Annotated in this window: 16 protein-coding genes; 6 read left to right on the top strand and 10 right to left on the bottom strand. The window is 70.4% G+C overall.

All coding sequences use genetic code 11. From position 1 onward, the window contains the following. Positions 1–10: 10 nt before the first annotated feature. The 3 genes from treZ to glgX are packed head-to-tail and all read right to left on the bottom strand — an operon-like array spanning position 11 to position 6,304. A complete protein-coding gene (treZ, locus tag ACFC1W_RS15725; RefSeq protein ID WP_375994480.1) occupies positions 11–1,744 on the bottom strand; it encodes a malto-oligosyltrehalose trehalohydrolase in 1,734 nt (577 codons plus the stop codon). Further along, a complete protein-coding gene (gene treY, locus ACFC1W_RS15720; protein WP_375994478.1) occupies positions 1,741–4,083 on the bottom strand; it encodes a malto-oligosyltrehalose synthase in 2,343 nt (780 codons plus the stop codon). Before treY ends, treZ begins: the two co-directional genes overlap by 4 nt. 7 nt (positions 4,084–4,090) lie before the next feature. Continuing rightward, positions 4,091–6,304, bottom strand: a complete 2,214-nt coding sequence (gene glgX, locus ACFC1W_RS15715; RefSeq protein ID WP_375994476.1) for a glycogen debranching protein GlgX — start codon at positions 6,302–6,304, stop codon at positions 4,091–4,093. A 332-nt stretch (positions 6,305–6,636) separates the two neighbouring features. Between glgX and nirB the strand changes: the two genes are divergently transcribed. The 4 genes from nirB to ACFC1W_RS15695 are packed head-to-tail and all read left to right on the top strand — an operon-like array spanning position 6,637 to position 11,497. Then, positions 6,637–9,216 carry a nitrite reductase large subunit NirB gene (gene nirB, locus ACFC1W_RS15710; RefSeq protein ID WP_375994474.1) on the top strand — a complete coding sequence of 860 codons (2,580 nt, stop codon included), beginning with the start codon at positions 6,637–6,639 and terminating at the stop codon, positions 9,214–9,216. Next, positions 9,213–9,596, top strand: a complete 384-nt coding sequence (nirD, locus tag ACFC1W_RS15705; protein WP_375994473.1) for a nitrite reductase small subunit NirD — start codon at positions 9,213–9,215, stop codon at positions 9,594–9,596. The genes nirB and nirD overlap by 4 nt, the downstream gene beginning before the upstream one ends. After that, positions 9,593–10,348, top strand: a complete 756-nt coding sequence (gene cobA / locus ACFC1W_RS15700; protein ID WP_375994470.1) for a uroporphyrinogen-III C-methyltransferase — start codon at positions 9,593–9,595, stop codon at positions 10,346–10,348. Before nirD ends, cobA begins: the two co-directional genes overlap by 4 nt. Positions 10,349–10,351: 3 nt before the next feature. Then, positions 10,352–11,497 carry a uroporphyrinogen-III synthase gene (locus tag ACFC1W_RS15695; protein WP_375994468.1) on the top strand — a complete coding sequence of 382 codons (1,146 nt, stop codon included), beginning with the start codon at positions 10,352–10,354 and terminating at the stop codon, positions 11,495–11,497. An 18-nt stretch (positions 11,498–11,515) separates the two neighbouring features. Here the strand turns inward: ACFC1W_RS15695 and trmD are convergent, their stop codons facing one another. Continuing rightward, positions 11,516–12,193, bottom strand: a complete 678-nt coding sequence (gene trmD, locus ACFC1W_RS15690; protein ID WP_375994583.1) for a tRNA (guanosine(37)-N1)-methyltransferase TrmD — start codon at positions 12,191–12,193, stop codon at positions 11,516–11,518. A gap of 165 nt (positions 12,194–12,358) precedes the next feature. Here trmD and ACFC1W_RS15685 point away from each other — a divergent pair, with 165 nt between their 5' ends. Further along, positions 12,359–13,780 (top strand): MFS transporter, encoded by a 1,422-nt coding sequence (locus tag ACFC1W_RS15685; protein ID WP_375994466.1) that lies wholly within the window; start codon positions 12,359–12,361, stop codon positions 13,778–13,780. A gap of 159 nt (positions 13,781–13,939) precedes the next feature. On the opposite strand, the gene ACFC1W_RS15680 is transcribed toward ACFC1W_RS15685, so the two are convergent. From ACFC1W_RS15680 to rpsP, 4 genes are all read right to left on the bottom strand, one after another. Beyond that, positions 13,940–18,064 (bottom strand): molybdopterin-dependent oxidoreductase, encoded by a 4,125-nt coding sequence (locus ACFC1W_RS15680; RefSeq protein ID WP_375994464.1) that lies wholly within the window; start codon positions 18,062–18,064, stop codon positions 13,940–13,942. 118 nt (positions 18,065–18,182) lie between these two features. After that, entirely contained in the window at positions 18,183–18,830 is a 648-nt protein-coding gene (gene rimM, locus ACFC1W_RS15675; RefSeq protein WP_375994461.1) for a ribosome maturation factor RimM, read from the bottom strand. A gap of 1 nt (position 18,831) precedes the next feature. Next, the gene (locus ACFC1W_RS15670) at positions 18,832–19,062 is read right to left on the bottom strand and encodes an RNA-binding protein (RefSeq protein WP_055965452.1); all 231 of its coding nucleotides are present in this window, start codon (positions 19,060–19,062) and stop codon (positions 18,832–18,834) included. A 4-nt stretch (positions 19,063–19,066) separates the two neighbouring features. Beyond that, positions 19,067–19,498 (bottom strand): 30S ribosomal protein S16, encoded by a 432-nt coding sequence (gene rpsP / locus ACFC1W_RS15665; RefSeq protein WP_375994457.1) that lies wholly within the window; start codon positions 19,496–19,498, stop codon positions 19,067–19,069. A 194-nt stretch (positions 19,499–19,692) separates the two neighbouring features. Between rpsP and ACFC1W_RS15660 the strand changes: the two genes are divergently transcribed. Further along, a complete protein-coding gene (locus ACFC1W_RS15660; protein WP_375994455.1) occupies positions 19,693–20,856 on the top strand; it encodes a glutamate--cysteine ligase in 1,164 nt (387 codons plus the stop codon). Between the two features lie 11 nt (positions 20,857–20,867). Here ACFC1W_RS15660 and ACFC1W_RS15655 read toward each other — a convergent pair whose 3' ends face one another. Then, positions 20,868–22,571: a glycosyltransferase gene (locus ACFC1W_RS15655; RefSeq protein ID WP_375994453.1), complete on the bottom strand. Its 1,704-nt coding sequence runs from the start codon at positions 22,569–22,571 to the stop codon at positions 20,868–20,870. After that, positions 22,568–23,728: a hypothetical protein gene (locus tag ACFC1W_RS15650; RefSeq protein ID WP_375994450.1), complete on the bottom strand. Its 1,161-nt coding sequence runs from the start codon at positions 23,726–23,728 to the stop codon at positions 22,568–22,570. The genes ACFC1W_RS15655 and ACFC1W_RS15650 overlap by 4 nt, the downstream gene beginning before the upstream one ends. Between the last annotated feature and the right edge of the window lie 68 nt (positions 23,729–23,796).

Below are 23,796 nucleotides of genomic sequence, written 5' to 3'. Positions count from 1 at the left end.
CGCTGCGCGCTCAGTCGCCGGGAGGCACGAGCACCGCCGCCGATCGTGCCGGCAGGCGCAGGCGCCCGCCGGTCGCCGCTGTCGCGCCGTCGGTGGCGAGCGCGATGCGAGCCGACGCATCGATCGGAAGGACGACCTCCGCCGGCCCGAAGTTCACGACGATCTCCGACGACGCGCGCCGCAGCCGAAACCAGCGCCGCTCCTCGTCGGCGTCCGCGCTCAGCGAGCGGAAGTCGGGGTCGGTGAAGTCGGCGACCCTCCGGCGCAGCGCGAGGAGCTCGCGGTACAGCGCCAGCATGCCGGAGTGGGGCGCAGCATCCCGCTCCTCCCAGCGAAGAATGGAGCGCTCGAACGTCGCCGGATCCTGCGGGTCGGGCACGGCGGACTCGTCCCAGCCCATCCGGGCGAACTCGGCCTTTCGGCCGCGGCCCGTGGCCTCGCCCAGTTCCTTCTCGGGATGCGACGTGAAGAACTGCCACGGCGTCGTCGCGGCCCACTCCTCCCCCATGAAGAGCATCGGCGTGAACGGCGCGAGCACCGTGAGCACCGCGGCGATCGCGAGGCCGCCCGGGTCGAGGGACTGAGAGAGGCGGTCCCCGGCGGCGCGGTTGCCGATCTGGTCGTGGTCCTGTGCGAACGTCACGAGCCGCCAGGTCGGAAGACGCGGATCGATCGGGCTGCCGTGCGGGCGCCCGCGGAACGACGAGAAGGTCCCGTCGTGGAAGAACCCCTGCGTCGAGGCTTTGACGAGCGCCGACAGCGGGGCGAAGTCGGTGTAGTACCCGGTCGTCTCTCCGGTGAGCGCGACATGGAGCGCATGGTGGTAGTCGTCGCTCCACTGGGCGGTGAGTCCGAACCCGTCGGCCTCACGGGCGGTGACGAGTCGGGCGTCGTTCAGATCGCTCTCCGCGATCAGCGTCAGCGGCCTGCCCACGTGCGCGCTCAGCGCGTCGACGGACTCGGCGAGCTCCTGCAGGATGTGCGTCGCGGAGCGGTCGTGGAGCGCGTGGACGGCGTCGAGGCGCAGCCCGTCCACGCGGAAGTCGCGCAGCCACATGAGGGCGTTCTCGACGACATAACGCCGCACCTCGGCCTCGTCGAGGTCGACCGATGAGCCCCAGGCGGTCGCCTCGGCGTCACGCAGGTACGGGCCGAACTCGGGCAGGTAATTGCCGCTCGGTCCGAGGTGGTTGTAGACGACGTCCTGGATCACGCCGAGCCCTGCGCGATGGCACGCCTCGACGAAGCGCTGGTACGCGGACGGTCCGCCGTAGGGCTCGTGCACCGCGTACCAGAGCACCCCGTCGTATCCCCAGTTGTGCACGCCGTTGAAGGCATTGACCGGAAGCAGCTCCACGAAGTCCACGCCGAGGTCGACGAGGTGATCGAGGCGCCGGGCCGCGGCATCCAGCGTCCCCTCCTTCGTGAAGGTGCCCACGTGGAGCTCGTAGACGACCCCGCCGGCCAGCTGCCGTCCCCTCCAGCCGGTGTCCTGCCACAGGTGGCGAGAGGGATCGAATGCCGCACTCAGCTCGTGGACGCCGCGCGGCTGCCATCGCGAGCGTGGATCGGGCCGGGCGGAATCGGAGTCGCCCAGGACGAAGCCGTACTCCTCGCCGTGGTCGAGCGACAGTGGCGCGTGCCACCATCCGTCGTCTCCGCGCCGCATCCCCACGTCGGCGCCCCGCGCGGGCACGCGGAGTGCGACGTGTTCCGCGCGCGGCGCCCACACCGAGGGGGTCATGACGAGCCCGCCGTGAGCAGCGCCACCGGGTACACGGCGAGGAGCTCCGCCACCGGGATCGCCCCGCCCCGGTAGGTGCGGCCCGTGAAGACGTCGGTCGTGGGGCCGGCGTGGCGCAGCAGCACGGTGTCGTGCCACGGCGATCCGGATGCCGCGCCCCGGCGCGCGAGCGCGACGGGAAGGCGCGTCGCGACAGAGAGGGCGCCGCCGCGATCGACCGCGACGACGTGGTCGGCGGCGGGTCCGACGACGGTCGCGGGCGTGTACCGGGTGAACAGCTCGGGTCGGTCCCGACGCAGGCGCAGGGTGCGAGAGGTCACGAGCAGCTTCGCGGCGCCGGACCGGTCCACCGGCGGCTGGAGGCCGGCGTCGAGGTCGGCGAGCAGTCGCCGGCGCTCGGCGAAGTCGACCGGCCGCCGGTTGTCGGGATCGACGAGGCTCTGCTCCCACAGCTCGCTCCCCTGGTACACGTCGGGCACGCCCGGGCCGGCGAGCTGGAGCAGCTTCGCCGACAGTGCGTTCGACCACCCCGCCGGCTCGATCTCGGCGACGAAGGACTCCACGCGCGCAGCCACGTCGGCGTCGTCGAAGACCGCGTCGATCAGGCCGCCCACGCGCGCCTCGAACGCGCCATCGGGGGCGAGCCACGACGTCGCCTCCCCCGCCTCTCGTGCGGCCTTCTCCGCGTACGCGCGCAGTCGCTCACGCGACGCGGGCCACGCACCGACGACGGCCTGCCAGAGCAGGGCGTCGAGGGGACCGTGCCCGGTGGACGCGGCATCCCGCAGCTCTTCGAGCACCTCCGCCCAGCGCTCGGGGATCTCCGCGAGCACAGCCAGCCGGGCCCGTACATCCTCGCCACGCTTCGTGTCGTGGGTCGACAGCGTCGTCATGCTGCTCGGCCACGACGCATGACGACGCGCCTGCGCAGCATGAAAGGCGTCCACGGACAGCGCGAACTGCGACGGGTCGGCGCCGACCTCCGTCAGCGTGCCCAGACGCGTCGACCGGTAGAACGCGGTGTCCTCGACGCCCTTCGCCATCACCATGCCGCTCGTCTGCGAGAACCGCTGGGCGGCGGGGTGCCGCGGATCGGCGAGCAGAGGCACGAGACGGTCGAGCACGCCGGCGAGTTCGGGACGCGCGGCCCGAGCGGCGCGGTGCGCGTGGTCGAGGTGCTCGCGCCCGGCCGGCAGGTACGAGCGGTATACCGGGAACCACGCCAGCAGTTCGGCGAGGGCGTCCTCCGTCGCCGGGTCGTCGGTGGTTCCGAGATCGCGAGCGAGGCGCCGGACCTCGGAGTGCAGGATGCCGTCGGCCACCGCACGCTTGGTTCCCGCGATGAGCTCCGGCCAGGGCTCTGCGGCGGGCAGGCCCGTCGCGGTGCGCAGCGCCGCGTCGAGGGCGTCGAGGCGCTCCTCACCCGAGGGGTCGACGAGCACCCGGTCGATCTCCGCGAGGGCGTCGTAGCCCGTCGTCCCGTCCGCGGCGAAGAACTGCGGCAGTGCCTCGCCCCGCTCGAGGATCTTCTCGGCGACGACGTATGCGCTCTCCGTGACGCGGTCCAGCCGCTCGAAGTAGCCGACCGGGTCGCGCAGACCGTCGGGATGGTCCACCCTCAGCCCGTCGACGAGCCCCTCGCTGAACCAGCGGGCGACCTCCACGTGGGTGCGGTCGAACACCTCGGCGTCCTCCACACGGACGGCGGCGAGGCTCGAGACGGCGAAGAAGCGCCGGTAGTTCAGGTCGTCCGCCTCCCGGCGCCAGTCCATCAGCTCGTAGTGCTGACGAGAGAGGACCGTCGCGACGTCGTCGCCGTCGGACCAGGATCCGGGCGCCAGGGGGAAGCGGTGCTCGTGATACCGCAGTTCCCCGTCCTCGACCCGCAGAGCACCGGACGCAGCGGCGTCCGTCATCGTCTCTCCCAGCACGGGAGGGCGCACCTTCCCGCCGCCGAAGTCCCAGTCGATGTCGAACGTGCTCGCCCATGCGGATGCTCGGCCGTGCGTGAGCACGTCCCACCACCACGCGTTCTCCGCGGGGCGGGCGACGCCGACGTGGTTCGGCACGATGTCGACGAGAACGCCCAGGCCCGCCGCGTGGAAGGCGGCGCTCGCCCGGGCGAGCCCGTCCGCTCCGCCGCGTGCGGAGTCGACCGTCGTCGGATCGACCACGTCGTAGCCGTGGTCGGACCCCTCCGAGGAGGTCAGGATGGGTGAGAGGTAGACCCAGCCGACCCCGAGGTCCACGAGGTAGTCGGCCAGCGCCGCCGCGTCGTCGAGGGTGAACGACGGCCTGATCTGCAGTCGATACGTCGAGACCGGCACCTTCGCGGGCACGTCCGGTTCACCCGCCCAGCTCGGCCCGCGGCGCCGCGCCCGGCACCTCGTCCGGTCCGGCGACGGATGTGACGGCGAGGGATGCCGCGACCGTATGACCGATCGCCGGCTCGGGCACCTCGTGCTCGCGCAGCACCATGAGCGACCGGCCGTGCACCGGCAGTCCGGCGCCCGGCTCGAGGGGCTCGGTGTCGGCGTGCTCGCCGGCCGTGTCGACCACGACGTCCCACTTCGGGCTGAACTCCACGTCGGGCACGACGAAGTCCACGACGTCGTCGCCCGCGTTGAACAGCACCATGAAGTGGTGGTCCGATATGGGCTCGCCCCGCCGGTCACGTTCGCGGATCCCGTCGCCGTTGAGGAACACCCCGACGGCGCGACCGAAGCCGGAACCCCAGTCCTCGGGCTGCATCTGCGTGCCGTCGGGCCGGAGCCACACGATGTCGGGGATCGGCGCGCCCTCTTCGCGCCGCACCGGCCGCCCGTTGAAGAACCGGCGCCGGCGGAACGTCGGGTGCTCGCGCCTCAGCCGTGCGAGAGCCGCCGTGAACTCGACGAGCGGCTGGTCGACGGCGGACCAGTCGACCCACGTGATCTCGTTGTCCTGCGCGTAGCCGTTGTTGTTGCCGCGCTGGGTGCGGCCGAGCTCGTCGCCATGGAGCAGCATGGGCACCCCCTGCGACAGCATCAGCGTCGCGATGAAGTTGCGCTGCTGGCGAGCGCGGAGCGTGAGCACCGCGGGATCGTCTGTCGGGCCCTCCACTCCCCCGTTCCATGAGCGGTTGTCGTCGGCCCCGTCGCGGTTGTCCTCGCCGTTGGCCTCGTTGTGCTTGTCGTTGTACGAGACCAGATCGCGAAGGGTGAACCCGTCGTGGGCGGTGACGAAGTTGATGGATGCCACGGGCCGGCGACCGGAGTGCTCGTAGAGGTCGGCCGACCCGGTGAGCCGTGAGGCGAACTCGCCGAGCGTCGCCGGCTCACCGCGCCAGAAGTCACGCACCGTGTCGCGGTACTTCCCGTTCCACTCCGTCCACTGCGGAGGGAAGTTCCCGACCTGGTACCCGCCCGGCCCGACATCCCACGGCTCGGCGATGAGCTTCACCTGCGATACCACCGGATCCTGCTGCACGAGCTCGAAGAACGTCGCCAGCCGGTCGACCTCATAGAACTCGCGCGCGAGCGTCGAGGCGAGGTCGAACCGGAACCCGTCGACATGCATCTCGAGCACCCAGTACCGCAGCGAGTCCATGATGAGCTGCAGGGTGTGCGGGTTGCCGACGTTCAGGCTGTTCCCGGTGCCGGTGTAGTCGGTGTAGAAGCGCTTGTCGTCGTCTTCGAGCCGGTAGTAGGCCTCGTTGTCGATCCCTCGCATGGAGAGGGTGGGTCCCAGGTGGTTGCCTTCGGCGGTGTGGTTGTAGACGACGTCGAGGATCACCTCGATCCCCGCGGCGTGCAGGGCTTTCACCATCCCCTTGAACTCCTGCACCTGCTGACCGCGCTGACCGCTGGAGGCGTACGTGTTCTGCGGGGCGAAGAAGGCGATGGTGTTGTAGCCCCAGTAGTTGGACAGGCCGTTCTCCTCGAGCACCGAGTCGTTGACGAACTGGTGGACGGGCATGAGCTCGATCGCCGTCACGCCCAGCTTCTGCAGGTGCTCGATGATCGCGGGATGGGCGATGGCGCTGTACGTGCCGCGGATCTCCTCGGGCACGGCGGGATGCAGCTCGGTGAGTCCACGCACGTGCGCCTCGTACACGAACGACTCCGAGTACGGCGTCTTCGGCTGGCGGTCGCCGCTCCAGTCGAAGTACGGGTTCACGACGACGCCCATCATCTGGTGCGACGCCGAGTCCTCGTCGTTGCGCGAGTCGGGGTCGTCGAAGTCGTAGCCGAATACCGGCTGCCCCCAGGTGACCTGTCCTTCCACTGCTTTGGCGTAGGGGTCGAGCACCAGCTTGTGGGGATTGAACCGCTTGCCCGAGGCGGGGTCGTGCGGGCCGTGCACGCGATAGCCGTAGCGCTGCCCGGGCTGGACCGCGGGAAGGTAGCCGTGGTGGACGAATGCGTCGACGTCGCGCAGCTCGACGCGCGTCTCGGTGCCGGCGTCGTCGAACAGGCAGAGTTCGACGCGCTCGGCACCCTCGCTGAACAGAGCGAAGTTGGTGCCGTTGCCATCGAACGTCGCTCCGAGCGGGTAGGCGGAGCCTGGCCAGGTGTGCATTGGACCTCCATGTCGGCGGGTCTTCACGATATCGAGCACGACCACCGGAAGTCCGGCCTGGCGTGGACGCGCGCGGTGAGGTAAGCCGGCGCGGTTCTCACTTCCGGCGCGACGGCGGTGTGAGGGAAACGTTCGCCGGAGGTAACCGGCGCCCGCCGCACGGCGAAACACTGCGCTCCTAGCGTGGCGGGCACCGACAGCCGTTCCGTCGAGCAGGAGACGCCATGACCGAGGAAGCCCCCCGCACCGCACCGGAAGACGCGCGCCCCACCGTCAAGAGCCGGAAACACGACGCTGACTCGCCTGCAACATCGCACGCGTACCGTGACGGAATGAGCTCCACCGCATCGGCTGTCACGCACGTCGTCGTGGTGGGCGCCGGCATGGTGGCGCACCGGTTCGTCGAGAGCCTGCTCAGCCGCGGCGACGAGTCGTGGCGCATCACGCTGTTCGGCGAAGAGGGACGACACCCCTACGACCGCGTCGGTCTCACCGGCTTCTTCGGCGGCGCGACCCCCGACGACCTGACCCTCGATCGTGCCGTGCTCGACGACAAGCGGGTGCGCTTCGTGGGCGGGGATCCGGTTGCGCGCATCGACCGCACGGCACGACGGGTGACCACCAGGAGCGGCCTCAGCGTCGCCTATGACCGGCTCGTCCTTGCCACCGGCTCATACGCCGCGCGACTGGCCGTCGACGGCTTCGGACTCGAAGGATGCTTCGTCTACCGCACGCTCGACGACGTCGAGCGCCTGCGCGCATTCGTCGGGAAGCGCTCGGCGGAACTCGGGCGCCCCCTCACCGGGACGGTGATCGGCGGCGGTCTGCTCGGCCTGGAGGCGGCCGGGGCGCTGCAGGGGGTGGATGTGGCCTGCACGGTCGTGCAGTCCTCCGACAGGCTCATGTCGGCGCAGCTCGATCTCCCCGGCGGGGACGCCCTCCGCCGCATCATCGAGTCTCGCGGCATCCGCGTCCTGACCGGCACGAGCACCACGAGGCTCGACCCCGACCGCACCGGGCAGGTGACCGGGCTCGAGTTCCGTGACGGCAGCTACGAGCGCACCGATGTCGTCGTCTTCACGGTCGGTGTCCGTCCTCGCGACGAGCTCGCACGGGGCGCCGACCTGGCCGTGCATCCGCGCGGCGGCGTGTTCATCGACGCCGGATGCGCGACCTCCGATCCGGGCATCCTCGCAATCGGCGAGGTCGCCAACTTCGACGGCGCCTGCGTGGGGCTGGTGGCCCCCGGCTATGCGATGGCGGAGGTCGCCGCCACCCGGCTGCTCGGCGGCGATGCATCCTTCCCCGGCTACGACCTGTCGACCAAGCTCAAGCTCTCCGGCGTGGATGTCGCCAGCTTCGGCGATGCGTTCGGCGAGACCCCCGGCGCGCTCGACGTCGTCTATGCCGACCCCGTCGCCGGCGTCTACAAGAAGCTGGTGCTCTCGGACGACGCCAAGACGCTCCTCGGCGGCATCCTCGTCGGCGACGCGTCGGCATACGGCTCGTTGCGCCCCCTGGTCGGCGGAGCTCTCGGCGGCGATCCGGCGGCCTACCTCCTGCCCGAGGACGGCGTCGCCGCCCCGACCGGCGACCTCCCCGACGCCGCACTCGTCTGCTCGTGCAACAGCGTCACCGCCGGGGCCATCCGCCACGCCGTGCACGAGGACGGCTGCACCGATGTCGCCGGGATCAAAGCGTGCACCAAGGCCGGGGCCGCATGCGGCTCGTGCGTGACGATGGTCAAGAAGATCGTCGGCGCCGAGCTCGCGAAGACCGGCACGGCCATGAGCAGCGCCCTGTGCGAGCACTTCGACATGTCGCGCCGGCAGCTCTTCGACGCGGTGCGCGTGTCAGGCCTGCGCACCTTCAGCGCCGTGATCGATCGTTTCGGCGCGGGCCGCGGCTGCGACATCTGCAAGCCCGCGCTCGCGAGCATCCTGTCCACCCTCGTCGGCGCGCACGTGCTCGACGGGGAGAACGCGGCCCTTCAGGACACCAACGACCACGTGATGGCCAACCTTCAGAAAGACGGCAGCTACTCGGTCGTCCCCCGCATCCCCGGCGGCGAGATCACACCGGAGGGCCTCGTCGTCATCGGCGAGGTGGCGCGCGATTTCGGCCTCTACACGAAGATCACGGGCGGTCAGCGCATCGACATGTTCGGCGCCCGGCTCGAGCAGCTGCCCGAGATCTGGAGGCGGCTCGTCGACGCGGGCTTCGAGTCCGGCCACGCGTACGGCAAGTCGCTGCGCACCGTGAAGTCATGCGTGGGATCGACCTGGTGCCGGTACGGCGTGCAGGACTCGGTCGGCATGGCCGTGCAGCTCGAGCTGCGCTACCGCGGCCTGCGCTCGCCGCACAAGCTCAAGCTCGGCGTCTCGGGCTGCGCGCGTGAGTGCGCCGAGGCGCGAGGGAAGGACGTCGGCGTCATCGCGACCGAAGCCGGCTGGAACATGTACGTGGGCGGCAACGGAGGATTCACCCCTCGGCACGCTGTGCTGCTCGCCGAGGGGCTGAGCGACGCCGAGCTCCTCACGGCGATCGACCGGTTCCTGATGTACTACATCTTCACCGCCGATCGGCTGCAGCGCACCGCTCCGTGGTTCGAAGAGCTCGAGGGCGGGATCGACGGGCTGCGCGCCGTCATCTTCGACGACAGTCTGGGCATCTGCGCCGACCTCGACGCGGCCATGGCGGTACACGTCGGCGCGTACGAGGACGAGTGGAAGGCCACGCTCGACGACCCCGCGAAGCTGCGCCGGTTCGCGTCGTTCATCAATGCGCCGACGACCCCCGACCCGTCACTCGCCTACACCGCCGAGCGCGGTCAGGGCCGGCCGGCCACCGCGGCCGAGCGCGAGAGCGGTGGCGTCCTCATCGCCGGAACGATCCTGGAGGTGCGCCGATGACGCTCGTCGACCCGCAGCCCACCGCAACCGCGGTCCCCGAAGGGTGGGTGCGTGTGTGCGCGGTCGCCGATCTGGAGGTCGAGCGCGGGCGCGCCGCCCTCCTCGGCGGCACGCAGATCGCGCTCTTCCTGCTGCACAACGGGCGGGTGCACGCCGTGTCGAACTTCGACCCGTACAGCCGCGCGAACGTGATCTCGCGCGGCATCGTCGGAACCCGGCAGGATGCCCCGACCGTCGCCTCTCCGATGTACAAGCAGGTGTTCGACCTGCGCACCGGCGCCTGTCTCGACACGCAGGGGAAGGAACCCGCTTCCCTGCACGTCTGGCCCGCTGCCGTGAGCGACGGGGATGTGCTCGTGCGATGGGAGGCGCAGGCATGACCGGCCGCGTGGATCTGGTGGGCGGCGGCCCGGGACCGATCGACCTCATGACCGTTCGTGCCTGGCGCCTGCTCGTGCAGGCCGACGTCGTCGTGATGGATCGCCTCGGCCCGACCGAGATCCGTGCGCACCTGCGCCCGGACGCCGAGCTCATCGACGTCGGCAAGCTCCCCGGGCACCACGCGGTCCCGCAGCACGAGATCAACGAGATCCTCGTCGACCGCGCCCGGGCCGGGAAGCGGGTCGTGCGGCTCAAGGGCGGCGATCCGTTCGTCTTCGGCCGCGGTGGCGAGGAAGTGATCGCCTGCGTCGCCGCCGGCGTCCCCGTCGACGTCGTGCCGGGGGTGACGAGCGCGGTCGCGGTGCCCGAGGCCGCCGGCATCCCGGTCACGCACCGCGGAATCGCGTCGGCCGTCCACATCGTCAACGGCCAGTCCGAGATGACCGCCGCGACCCTTGCCGCCCTCGGGGACGACGACGTCACCACCGTGATCCTCATGGGCGTGGGGGCGCTCCCCCGCCTCGTCGCCGATGCCCTGCGAGCCGGCGTGCCACGCACGCGCCCGGTCGCGATCGTCGAGCGCGGTCACCACCCCGACCAGCGCACCACGCACAGCACGCTCGGCGAGATCGTGGTCGACGCGGGTCGCATCGGCGTGCGCAACCCCGCGGTCATCGTGGTGGGCGAGGTCGCCCGCGCCGGTATGCTCGTGCCGCAGCTGGTCGCCGCGCGCTCCGGAGCGGGCGGCTGACCCGTGGCGCTCCCCCACCCCGCTCTCTCCGCCGCCCTCGACGGCTGCACCATCGTGATCGCCGTCGATCGACGCTCGCTCGAGCTCGCAGCCGCGCTGGAGCGTCACGGTGCGACGGTCCGCCACGCTCCCGCGCTGACGATCGTGCCCCACATCGACGACGATGCACTGATCGCCGCGACCCGCGAGCTCATCGCGCATCCGCCCGAGATGGTCGTCGCCAGCACGGGCGTCGGCTTCCGCGGCTGGATGGAGGCCGCCGACGAAGCGGGGATGCTCGACGAGCTCCATGCCGCCCTCGCCGGTGCGCAGATCGTCGCCCGCGGTCCCAAGGCCCGCGGCGCCATCCAGCAGGCGGGGCTCACGGCGGATTGGGTCGCCGAGTCCGAGACCTCCGTCGAGCTGGGCGAGTACCTCCTCGCCGAGGGTGTCACCGGCCGGCGCATCGCGGTGCAGCACCACGGCTCGGGGGCCGACGGGCTCGACGAGCTCTTTGAGCAGGCGGGCGCGGACGTCGTGAGCCTCACCGTCTACCGGTGGGGTCCGCCACCGGACGCCGCGGCCGTGAGCCGTTCGGTGGTGGCCACCGCCCAGGGCGAGATCGACGCTGTGCTCTTCACGTCCGCTCCCGGAGCCGCCGAGTGGCTGGCCGCGGCCTCTCGCGAAGGCGTGCTCGACGACATCGCCGATCTCGCCGGCAGCGGACGCGTGCTGATGGCCGCGGTCGGACCGATCACCGCCGCGCCACTCGTCGACGTCGGGATCACGCCCCTCATCGCCGAGCGCGGCCGGCTCGGCTCGCTCGTGCGGGCGGTCGTCACGCACTTCGGCGGCGGTCATGTGACGTCTCTCGCCACCACCGCCGGACGCCTCGAGCTGCGCAGCACGGGCGCCGTGCTTGCCGGCGTGCACGTGCCGCTGTCGCGGACCGGGACCGACATCCTCGCCTCGCTCTTCGATGCCGGCGGGGGCGTCGTATCGCGTCAGCGACTGCAGAACGCTCTGCCCCGCTCAGGCGCGAACACCCACGCCGTCGAGATGGCGGTCGCCCGGGTGCGCGAGGCCCTGGGCGTGCCCGACCTCATCAAGACCGTCGTCAAGCGCGGCTACCGGCTCAACGTCCTCGACCCGGCCGAGGCATCGGCCTGAGCCCGGTACGCGCCCAGGTCAGGCGAGCAGGTCCGGCCGGTTCGCCCGCGTGCGCTCGAGGCTCTGGTCGCGCCGCCACACGGCGATCGCACCGTGGTTGCCGCTGAGCAGCACCGGCGGCACCTCGTGGCCGCGCCAGACGGCGGGCTTGGTGTAGCTCGGGTACTCGAGCAGCCCATCCTCGTGCGACTCCTCGACGAGGCTGTCGGGATTGCCGACGACTCCCGGGATCAGCCGCGAGACCGCCTCCACGACGGCCATCGCCGCGACCTCACCGCCGTTGAGCACGTAGTCGCCCAGGCTCACCAGGCGCACGCGCCCGCGCTCGGCGTAGTGATCGACGACGCGCTGGTCGATCCCCTCGTACCGGCCGCACGCGAACACGAGGTGCTTCTCCTCGGCGAGTTCGCGGGCCATCGCCTGCGAGAACTGCTCACCGGCCGGAGAAGGCACGAGCAGGACGGCGTCGTCGGAGAGCAGGGTGTCGAGGGCCTCGCCCCAGGGCTCGGGCTTCATGACCATGCCGGCACCCCCGCCGTAGGGGGTGTCGTCGACCGTGCGGTGGCGGTCGTGGGTCCAGTCGCGCAGATCGTGGACATGCATGTCCAGGATGCCGCGATCCCGGGCCTTGCCGATGAGTGAGACGTCGAGCACGTCGAAGAACGCCGGGAAGATCGTGACGATGTCGACGCGCATGGTGTCGAGTCTAGGCATCCGCTCATGTTTCCGACGTGTGACCGGACCCTAACCGCACCCCTCCGGGCGCGGTGACGGAACCTTGACGGAGAAGTAACCGGAGCGGTCGCAGGACGGAAACACCCCCTTCCTACGGTGAGAGCACACTTCACCTGAGGAGGCGTCATGACCACGACCGTCACCCCGTCGACGACGGAGGTCTCAGCTTCGCACCCGGCCCTCGCGCCGGTCTCGCTCACCCACCGCCCCGGCCGCTGGATCGACGGCTGGAACCCCGAGGACTCGGGCTTCTGGCAGTCGACCGGCCGGACGATCGCCCGTCGCAACCTGGGCTGGTCGATCTTCGCCGAGTTCCTCGGCTTCATCATCTGGCAGCTGTGGTCGATCGTCGTCGTCATGCTGCCCGCGGCCGGGTTCGACCTGTCGAGCTCGCAGCTGTTCTGGCTCATCTCGCTCCCGAGCCTCGTGGGGGCGACGCTCCGCTTCCCCTACACGTTCATGGTGGGCGTCTTCGGCGGCCGCAACTGGACCATCGTCTCGGCCGCGCTCCTCCTGATCCCCGCCGTGCTGCTGGGCTTCGTCGTGTCGCAGCCCGACACCCCGTTCGGCGTCCTGCTGCTCGTCGCCGCGCTCGGCGGCGTGGGCGGCGGCAACTTCGCCAGCTCGATGGCGAACATCACCTACTTCTTCCCGCAGAAGGAGAAGGGCTGGGCGCTCGGCCTCAACGCCGCAGGCGGCAACCTCGGCACCTCGGTCGCCCAGTTCGCCGTTCCGATCGCGGTCACCATCGGCGCCGGCGCCACCCTCAACATCGCGCTCGCCGGATGGATGTGGATCCCGCTGATCCTCGTCGCCATCTGGGGCGCGTGGCGCTACATGGACAACCTGTCGTCGGCGAAGGCGGACTTCGCCGGCTCCGCCGCCGCGATGCGGGAACCGCACCTGTGGCTCATGGCGCTGCTCTACATCGGCACGTTCGGCTCGTTCATCGGCTTCGCCAGCGTCTTCCCCAAGCTCATCGCCGATCAGTTCCCGCAGTTCTCGACGTTCCAGGTCGGGCAGGCTGCGGTGTCGCTGGCATTCCTCGGCGCCCTCGTCGGATCTCTGGCCCGGCCCTACGGCGGCCGGCTCGCCGACCGGTTCGGAGGTGCACGCGTCACCGTCGGAGCGTTCGCGGTGATGGCACTGGGTGCGCTGTCGCTGATCTGGACGCTGCCCCTGCAGAGCTTCTGGATCTTCCTCGCCTGCTTCCTGCTGCTCTTCGCCGCCACCGGCACGGGCAACGGCTCGACCTATCGCATGATCCCGAACATCTTCGCGGCGCGCGGCCTGGCCACCGGAGCGCTGCCCGGCACGCCCGGCGGCGAGCAGGTGCAGCGCAAGGCCGCCGCCGCCCTCGGGCTGATCTCCGCCATCGGCGCCTACGGCGGCTTCCTGGTGCCGCAGGTGCTCAACGCGTCGCAGCTGGCCACCGGCGGCTACTCGGCCGCCTTCTACGGCTTCGTCGCCGCCTACGTCGCGCTCATGGTCGTCACCGTGCTCGTGTACGTCATCCCGCGGCGCGCGCTCGCCGGGCAGCGCATCTGACGGATCCGCGGAACGGCGGGCCGCCCCTGGTGGGCGGCCCGCCTTGTCGTGTGAGACGAATCGGGGCCGTCGTCGGGCGACACGCCCCCATCGCCTGCGCGCCGACGCCGCCGCGCGGCGTGTCTCCTGACACGGGCACGCGGGCGACGTCAGACGATCTCAGTAGACGTCGCGGACGTAGCGCCGCTGGGCCACGAGCCCCTTGCGGTACTCGACCGCGGTATCCTCCGACAGGCCGCCGTGCCGGCGAGCGATCGTGACGAGCGTGTCGTCGACGTCCTTGGCCATGCGGCTCGCGTCGCCGCACACGTACAGGTGCGCACCGTTCTCCAGCCATCGCCAGAGCTCCAGTCCGTGCTCGACCATGCGGTCCTGCACGTAGATCTTCTGCCGTTGGTCGCGCGAGAAGGCGACGTCGAGGCGGGTGAGGAACCCGTCGGTCCGCATCGACTCGAGCTCCTCCCGGTAGTAGAAGTCGGTCGCGGCGTGCTGCTCGCCGAAGAAGAGCCAGTTGCGCCCGGTGTGCCCGTCGGCGCGGCGGTCGTGCAGGAATCCGCGGAACGGCGCGATCCCGGTGCCGGGACCGATCATGATCATCGGAGCGTCCGCGGCAGCCGGTGGACGGAAGTGCGGCGACTTCTGCAGATAGACGGGCACCGGCGCCGCGTCGGCCTGATCGGCGAGGAAGGTGGACGCGACCCCGCCGCGCCGCCTCCCGGTCTCGGTCTCGAACCGCACGACCGAGACGGTGAGCTGCACTTCGCCGGGCGACGTCTTGGGGCTCGATGAGATCGAGTACTGCCGCGGCTGCAGACGCTTGAGCACCGGCATCCATTCCCCCGCCTCGGCCCGCACCGGGAACGCGCGGAGCAGGTCGACGGCGTGCATGCTCCACAGGTACTGCTCGAGTCGTCCTTTGTTCTCGCGCCGCAGCAGCGTCGCCAGCGTGGGGTCGGGGTTGCGCTCGGCGACGAATGCGAGCAGGTCGGCGCCGATGCGCGTGATGTCGAGGTCGGCGAGGGCGTCTTCGAGGAACCGTTCGCGCCCCTCCACCTCGACGACCGAGTGCCGCGACAGCCCGGTGACCTCCAGCCACTCCGCCACCATGCCCGGTGCGTTCGCGCACACGACGCCGAGCGAGTCGCCCACCTCGTACGTCACGCCCGCGCGCGCCAGGTCGAAGCCGAGCTGCCGCACCTCCTTGGCCGACCCCGCGCCGCTGAGCAGCCGGTTCGTGACGAGCGGCGCGAGCACCGGGTTCCCCCGAGTGAAGAGACGTCGGGTCGGCGGCGGGGCGGTGTCGACTGCGGTGACGGATGCCGTCTCACCGGCGGTGAGCGTGCGGATGACCTCCTCGAGCCACACGGCGGCAGGCTCGGCGTAGTCGGGCTCGCAGTCCACGCGCGGCAGCAGCGCGGTCGCGCCGAGCGCCCCGAGACGCGTATCGATGCCGCGGCCGTGGCCGCAGAAGTCGTCGTAGCTCGAGTCGCCGATCGCGAAGACGGCGTAGTCGAGCTCGGGCAGTCCGGGCGCCGCGTCGCCGTTGAGGTCCGCCCAGAGATCGGCCCCGTTGTCGGGCGGTCCGCCGTCCCCGAACGTCGAGGTGACGACGAGGAGCTTCCGCACCGCTGCCAGGTCGGTGAGGGTCATGTCGACCATGCTGACCGTCCGAGCCGGGATGCCGCGGGCCGTGAGCGTCGCCGCGCACGTCGAGGCGACCTCCTCGGCGTTCCCGGTCTGCGACCCCCACAGCACCGTCACCTCGTCGGTGCCCGTCGCAGGCGCGACGGGACGTCCGAGCGGCGTTCGCGAGAAGAGACCGGCGAGGACGCCGTCGAACCACGCGCGGGACTCCTCACGCAGCGGCGCGCCCGGAGGAAGCACGGGCACGAGCCCCGGCGCCACCGGCGCCGCCTCCAGCGCCGCCAGGAAGCCGGAGACGTACCGCCCCTCGGCCTCACTCAGCGCCGGGGCGGCCCCGATCTGGACCCCGGTCCCGGCGAGCACCGCCCGCGCGGCGCCGGGCTGCGGCATCCCGTTCCCACTCGCTTCGGCGGCGACCCTCTCCGACGACGGACCCACCCTGCGCAGCGCGACCGCGGCGTACTTGAACTCGGGCTGGAGCGACGCCGCGTCCACCGCGTCGCTCGTCACCGCGTTGACGGCGAGGTGCTCGCCGTGCTCATCGTTCCAGTGGAACGGCGTGAAACAGCATCCCGGCCTCACCCGATCGGTGACGACCGCCGGCAGCACCGCGCGTCCCCGGCGCGACGAGACCTCGACCTGATCTCCTTCGGAGATGGTCAGGCGCTCCGCGTCGAGCGGATGCACCTCGACGAACGGCTTCGGGTTGAGCCGCACGAGCTTGTCGACCCTGCCGGTCTTCGTCATCGTGTGCCACTGGTGCTGCAGCCTGCCGGTGTTGAGGATCCATGGATAGTCGTCGTCGGGCAACTCGCTCGGCCCCAGGTGCGGTCGCGCGAAGAACTGCGCCCGGCGGCTCGGCGTCGCGAACGCCAGTCGGGGCGTGGTGCCGTCCGCCTCGCGATGCGGTGCCTGGCTCACGCCGTCATTCAGGTAGCGGATCGGATGCCGGGCCTCGGCGTCGCCGGGAGGCGCGGGCCACTGGACCGGCCCGTGACGCAGGCGTTCGTAGTCCACGCCCCGGATGTCCCACCCGGTCTGCGGGTTCCAGAACCGTCGGATCTCGTCGAACACCTCGGCGCTGCTCTCGAAGTCGAAGCCCTCGTCGAAGCCCATGGCCCGGGCAACCCGGCAGATCACGAGCCAGTCCGGGTGCGCATCGCCGGGGGCGTCCGCAGCGCGCTGCATGAGGGTCATCGTGCGGTCGCTGTTGACCATGACACCCTCCGACTCCACCCACAGGGTCGCGGGAAGCAGGATGTCGGCGTACGCGTTCGTGGCGGTCTCGGTGAAGACGTCCTGCACGATGACCAGCTCCGCGGCTTCGAGCCCCTCGATCACCGTCGATCGGTTGGCCACCGAGGCGACCGGATTCGTGCAGATGATCCAGGCCGCCTTGATGTGGCCGGCGGCCATCGACCGGAACATGTCGATGGTCCCGCTGCCCGCTTCGTCGCGGATGGTCCCGGGCGGGAGTCCCCAGACGTCCTCGACGAAGGCGCGATCAGCCGGGTTGAAGACGGCGCGCTGACCCGGCAGTCCGGGCCCCATGTAGCCCATCTCCCGTCCGCCCATCGCGTTGGGCTGCCCGGTGAGCGAGAAGGGACCGCTTCCGGGGCGGCAGATCGCGCCGGTGGCGAGGTGCAGGTTGCAGATCGCGTTGGTGTGCCACGTGCCCTGCGTGGACTGGTTGAGTCCCATCGTCCACAGCGTCATCCACTCGCCCGCCTCGGCGATCCAGCGGGCCGCGGTGCGGATGTCGGCCTCGGCGAGCCCGGTCACCTCGGCGACGCGCGCCGGGTCGTACTCGGCGAGGAACTCCGGCATCGCCTCCCAGCCCTCGGTGTGCGCGGCGATGAACTCGCGATCGATCGCCCCGTCTGCGACGAGCAGGTGCAGCAGGCCGTTGAGGAGGGACAGGTCCGTGCCGGGAGCGATCGGGAGGTGGAGATCGGCGCGGTCAGCGGTGGCCGTGCGGCGCGGGTCGACCACGATGAGCTTCGCCCCCTGTTTGAGCCGATCGGCCATGCGCAGGAAGAGGATCGGGTGGCAGTCGGCCATGTTGGACCCGATGACGAAGAACAGATCGGCCCGGTCGAGATCCTCGTACGATCCGGGCGGACCGTCGGCTCCGAGGGACTGCTTGTAGCCGGTCCCTGCCGAGGCCATGCACAGCCGCGAGTTCGACTCGATGTGCACACCCCGCAGGTAGCCCTTGACGAGCTTGTTCGAGAGGTACTGCGCTTCGATCGACATCTGACCCGAGACGTAGACGGCCACGGCGTCCGGCCCGTGCTCATCGACGATCGCCCGCAGCCGCCGGCCCGCCTCGGCGATGGCGGTGTCGAGCGGCGCCGGAACGATCTCCTCGCCGCGCGCAGGGCGCAGGTACGCCGACGACAGGCGCCCGGGCGCGTGCATCAGCTCGACGTGCGTCGCCCCCTTCGTGCACAACCGCCCGGCGTTCGCGGGGTGCGCCTTGTCTCCGGCGACCTTCGACACGACGAGGCCGTCTCCTGTCGCAGTGGGCTCGGACGTGACGCTGATCCCGCAGCCGACACCGCAGTACGAGCACACCGTGCGCAGACCGGCCGTCGGCGCGCTCGAACGCGGGCCCGCCGGAAGTGCGATGGTGCTCATCACCCGATGATCGCGGAGGCATGTTCCGCCGGGCGGCACGGGGTGTTACGCCCGGATCACATCACGCTCACGGCGGGACGGGGAGAACAGTGAGCGGATGCCGCACCCTGCGGCGTGGTCAGTCCTCGGTGTCCTGCGCGTCGGCGTTGCCATCCGGGGTGTCGTCGCCCGGCAGCTCTTCGAAGAGGCCGGCGGGAGGGGTGACCACGAGACGGCCGCCGGCGACGTCGACCTCGGGGACGATCGCCTTGACGAACGGCACGAGCACCTCGTCGTCACCGGGCGTGCGGACGATCAGGAGATCCTGCGCCGGCATGTGGTCGACACGGATGACGCGTCCGACGGTCGCCCCGTCGCGGACGACGTCCAGGCCGACGAGCTGGTGGTCGAACCACGCGTCGTCCTCGGCGGACGGAGTCTCGGTGTCCTGGTCGATCCACAGGATCGCGCGAATGAGGCCTTCCGCCGCATCGCGGTCGTCGACGCCTTCGAAGAACGCCACCGGGTGGCTGTTCATCCAGCGGAACTCGCGGACCGTGAGCGGCTTGCCGTGCCACGGAGAGGACACGGGGACTTGAAGAGTGAACGTGGCCCCGGGCACGAACCGGCCCTCGGGGTCGTCGGTGTAGAGCTCGAGCTTGATGGCGCCCTTGAGGCCGTGCGCTTTGACCAGGCGTCCGACGCGCAGCTGCGTCTTGCCGGACGGTGCCGGAGCGGGGCTCCTCGACGCGGAGTCGGCGTCCGCGCCGGCGGTGTCGTCTGCCACCTCAGTCGTCCGCGACGTCGACGCGGACGCGCCTGCCGTCGGCGAGTGCGCTGATGAGAGTGCGCAGGGCTTTGGCCGTGCGGCCGCCGCGCCCGATCACGCGACCCCGATCGTCGGGGTGGACGTGCACCTCGAGCACGTCACCGCGAGGCGACGTGGACGAGTCGATGCGCACGGCGTCGGGGTGATCGACGATCCCCTTGACGACGTGCTCGAGCGCGGCGGCGAGCAACGGATTACTCGGCGGACTCGGCGGCCCCGTCGGCCGCGTCGGTCGCCTCGTCGGCGGGAGCCTCGGCGGGCTCCTCTGCCTTCTTCTCGGCCTTGGGCTTGATGACCGACTTCTTCGAGGAGTCGACCTCGAAGTCGGCCTTGGCCTCACGAGTCTTCACCGTCGAGACGGCGTCCTTGTCGCCCTTGAACTGACCCCAGTCGCCGGTCAGCTTGAGGAGCGCGCGGACCTGCTCGGTCGGCTGTGCGCCGACCGACAGCCAGTACTGCGCACGCTCGGAGTCGACCTCGATGAACGAGGGCTCCTCGGTGGGGTGGTACTTGCCGATCTCCTCGATGACACGACCATCGCGCTTGGTGCGCGAGTCGGCCACGACGATGCGGTAGTACGGCGCACGGATCTTGCCGAGGCGCTTGAGACGGATCTTGACAGCCACGATTCTCCTGAATGTGTGGAAAGTGATTGAACCGATCGCCTGGGGAGTGGGGTGCACACCCGGCGGAAGCTCTGAAGGGAGGATCTCCGCGCTGGATAGAGGGTCGAGCGGGTGATCCAGCGTTCTATTCTGCCAGATGACATCGCATGCCGCGAACACGCAGCCGGATGGCTCGCGCGTGTCAGACTGTGGAAATGACGGTGCCCTTCGCGACATCCGCCCGCTCGTCCGTAGGCCTGGAGTGGGAACTCATGCTCGCCGACGGCGCGACAGGAGACCTCGCGCCGCGGGCGCCCGAGATCCTGCGCGAACTCGAGGAGAGCACCGCCCTCGAACGCTATACCGTCACGGGTGAGCTGCTGACGAACACCGTCGAGGTGACCAGCGGCATCGGAGACACCGTGGCCGCGGCCGTCGACGACATCGCCGACGCGATCGCCGCCGTGCGTACGGTGAGCGACCCGCTCGACGTCGAGCTGCTGTGCGCGGGCAGCCATCCGTTCGCCCAGTGGTACGACCAGCAGGTCACCGACAAGACGCGTTACAACAAGCTCATCGAGCGCACCCAGTGGTGGGGGCGCAACATGATGATCTGGGGCATCCACGTGCACGTCGGCGTCGACGACGTCGCGAAGGTCTTCCCGATCATCAACGCCCTCACGGTCTACCTCCCGCACCTGCAGTCGCTGTCGGCCTCGAGCCCGTTCTGGGCCGGAGAACGCACCGGCTACGCATCCAACCGCTCCCTCGTCTTCCAGCAGCTCCCGACCGCCGGTCTCCCCTGGCCCCTCGACACGTGGAGCCAGTTCGAGGGCTACCTCGACGATCTCGTGGGCACCGGCGTCATGGAGGATGCGACCGAGGTGCGCTGGGACATCCGCCCGGCACCGCGCTGGGGCACGATCGAGGTGCGCGCGTGCGACGGCATGTCGACACTGCCCGAGCTCGCGGCGCTGGCGGCGTTCATCCAGGTGCTGGTCGAGCACTTCTCCCGCGAGCTCGACGCGGGCCGCGAACTGCTCACGCTGCAGCCGTGGTTCATCCGCGAGAACAAGTGGCGCGCAGCGCGGTACGGACTCGACGCCCGCGTGATCGTCGACCGAGCAGGCACGCAGGTGCCGGTGACCGAGCACATCCGCGCGAAGCTCGACGAGCTGGCCGACATCGCAGTGGAGCTCAAGTGCGCGCGCGAGCTCTCGGGGATCGAGACGATCCTGAGCCAGGGCGCGAGCTACGCCCGTCAGCTCGTCGTGGCCGACGCCGCCGACGGCGACCTGCGCGAGGTCGTCCAGCATCTCATCCGCGAGTTCCGGTCTGGCCCCACGCTGCGAGAGCACCTCTCCGCGCTCGGACACTGACGCGGTCGGGATCAGTTCGCGGCCGCCCCGCGCACGCTCTCGGGCGCCGAAGGCGTGCCGTCCGCCGGGTCGGCGAGGGTGAAGTGCGACATGCCGTGCTCGGTCTTCTGCCAGTAGTGGGGCTTGGTGATCAGCTGCCACAGCGCCTTGTAGGACGCGATCGAGTGCAGGAGCCAGTACACGGGGTTGAGGATCGCCCACCCGACCAGCCAGAACGCACCGCGCTTGTACGGTCCCATCATGTTCAGGTAGACCATCAGCGCATTGCCGACGAGGAAGTTCGCCAGACACAGCCACAGGATCACCGGCGGGAACACCGCCGACAGGTCGGCCCAGGGCAGGAAGAACGACGCGATCGTGAGGATCGTGAACGGGATCACCCCGAGAAACGTCAAGGGTGTGCCGGCGATGAGCAGCGTGAACGCGGCGAAACGCTGTATGCCGATCCGGCGGATGAGGGCGAAGGGCTGGCGCGCATGGACGAGCGCCGTCTGCATGTACCCCTTGATCCACCGGCTGCGCTGGCCGATGAAGATCCCGAGGCGCGATGTCGCCTCCTCCATCGTCGTGGAGTCGACGACGCCGACGCGATAGCCGAGAGCGCTCGCCCGGATGCCGAGATCGGCGTCCTCCGTGACGTTGTACGGATCCCATCCGCCGAGCTGCCGCAGCGCCTCGGTGCGGAAATGGTTCGACGTGCCGCCGAGCGGGATCGGGAGATCCCTCACGTCCAGACCCGTGAGCATGTAGTCGAACCAGTAGCTGTACTCGAGCGAGAACATGCGGGTGAGGACGTTCTCGCGCGCGTTGAAGTAGTTGAGGGCCGCCTGCATGACCACGACGGACGGATCGGCGCGAGCGAAGGCGATCACCGTCTTCTTCAGCTGGTCCGGCTCGGGCGCATCCTCGGCGTCGTAGATGACCAGGAAGTCACCTCGTGCGACGTCGAGGCCGACGTTGCACGCACGCGGCTTCGTCTGGGGGGAGCCTTTCGGGACCGTCACGACGATGAAGTGGTCCGGCGGATGAGATTCGGCGATCGCGTCCCGGGTTTCGGCGTCCTCCTCCTCCACGAGGATGATCACCTCGAGTTTCGCCGTCGGATAGTCGAGCCGACCGAGGTTCTCGACGAGGCGTCCGACGATGCGCGCCTCGCGGAAGACCGGCACCAGGACCGTGTACACGGGCAGGTCATCGTCTCGCAGTGCATCGATCTCGTCACGGCGCACGCGGTCCACGAGGTCGTATCGCGAGCCCCGCAGGGCGACGAAGAACTTGAAGAGGGTACTGGCGAGGAATACGACGCTCGCGACGCCGATCAGCCCCATCAGCGTGGGCACGGGCCAGATGACCGCCAGGACGACGAGAGCGAGCAGGAGCATCAGTCCGATGACCTTCTGCGAGCCGGAGAGCACGTGCCGCGCCGAGAGCACCGGATTCGTGCGATAAAGCCCGTCGGCGGCCTGGTCGGCGAACTCGGCGCGGAGCCGGTCGGTGAGCGCGGCGACGATCGCCGCCTGCGAGGCGGGTCTCTCCCGGATCCGTCCGCCCAGGATGCCCTCGATGCGCGCACGCCGTCGTGGGCTCAGAGCCGTCACCGTGGCGACCTCGATCTCCGAACCCGCACGGCGGAGGGGCAGCCAGCCCTCCGTCGCGTACCTCGTCCGCAGCGCCGGATCGAGCAGGCCGGCGTCGACGTCCAGCGACTCGGTCACGACGCACCACCGATCAGGACGTTCATCCACGCGCTGACGGCGTCGTTGTCGAAGGCCTGCGCCCATCCGATGGCCCACAGCACGACGGACGTGGCACAGACGACCGCTGCCTGCGGGATCGTCGTGGGTCGCGGCACGACCGCCACCGCCAGCAGGAGCATCAGGAGGTAGTTGATCCCCGCGAGGCCCGGAGGAGTCAGGCCGACGATGTACGCCAAGAGGATCATCGCCGTCATCACCGGGGCGACCAGACCGACGCCGGGGTATCGCAGTACCAGGGCCGTGAGCACGACGACCGCCGTCGGTGCGAGGTAGAGCAGCCCCGACGGGCTCAGCAGGAGTTCCGCGACGGCGCTCGCGCGGGCGTCGTCCCACACCAGGTCACCCCGGATCATCGCCAGGGGTCCGAGGCGGAAGGCGACGCCGAGGAGCATCAGCGCAGCGAGGAGCGCAAGAGTCGGGAACACCACCACGAGCGCATTGGCCAGGCGCGACGATGCCCGGGACCGGACGATGAACGTCGCCGCGATCGCGGCGACGACGGCGACGAAGAGGCCCGTGGAGTCCGAGAGAGCGGAACACGCGAACAGCAGGCCCGCGCGGAAACCCGCCTGCGTGTTGGCATATGTCACGAAGCGGACGAGATCGATCATCCCGAGCCCGAAGAATGTCAGGCCGAGAGACGCCTCCAAGCTCGTCGTCACGACGTACGCGAACATCGGGGTCAGGCCGAGCGTGAGGATGAAGACCAGTCGCACGGGCAGCGGGAAATCCTTGCGCTGCATGGACTGGACGATCAGCTGCAGCATCACGCCGCCCACCAGAGCGCCGGCGATGGCCAGTCCGAGTGCCCCGCCGGGGATGAGGACGGCGAGCAGGCTCGTGATGATCGGATAGAGCTCGGCCAGCGCGGCGACATCGGCTGAGCCCCAGGGAAGGCCTGCTACGCGCTCGGCCAGCGCCCCGTTGGCAGTCCCGGACCAGTCGCCTCCTGAGGCGATCGCGAACCACACGGCCAGCGCGATGTACGGCACCGCGGCTGCGAGCCGCACACCCCAGCGCAGCCACGTGTTGCGCGGGTACCGGTCGATGTGGCCCGACTCGCTCTCGAGATACCGGGGCGAGTCCCTCGCGAAGACGCTCTCAGCCGTCGTCACCCATCTCCGCCGATCCCCCCAGCTCCTGTCGCCGGCGCATCCGCGCCGGACGGGTCCACGTTACCGAC

It is taken from the genome of Microbacterium sp. NPDC056003 (assembly GCF_042274785.1).
Classification (GTDB): Bacteria; Actinomycetota; Actinomycetes; order Actinomycetales; family Microbacteriaceae; genus Microbacterium.
The sequence above is the reverse complement of the archived record's forward strand: the minus strand, read 5'-3'. Positions and strand labels throughout refer to the sequence as shown.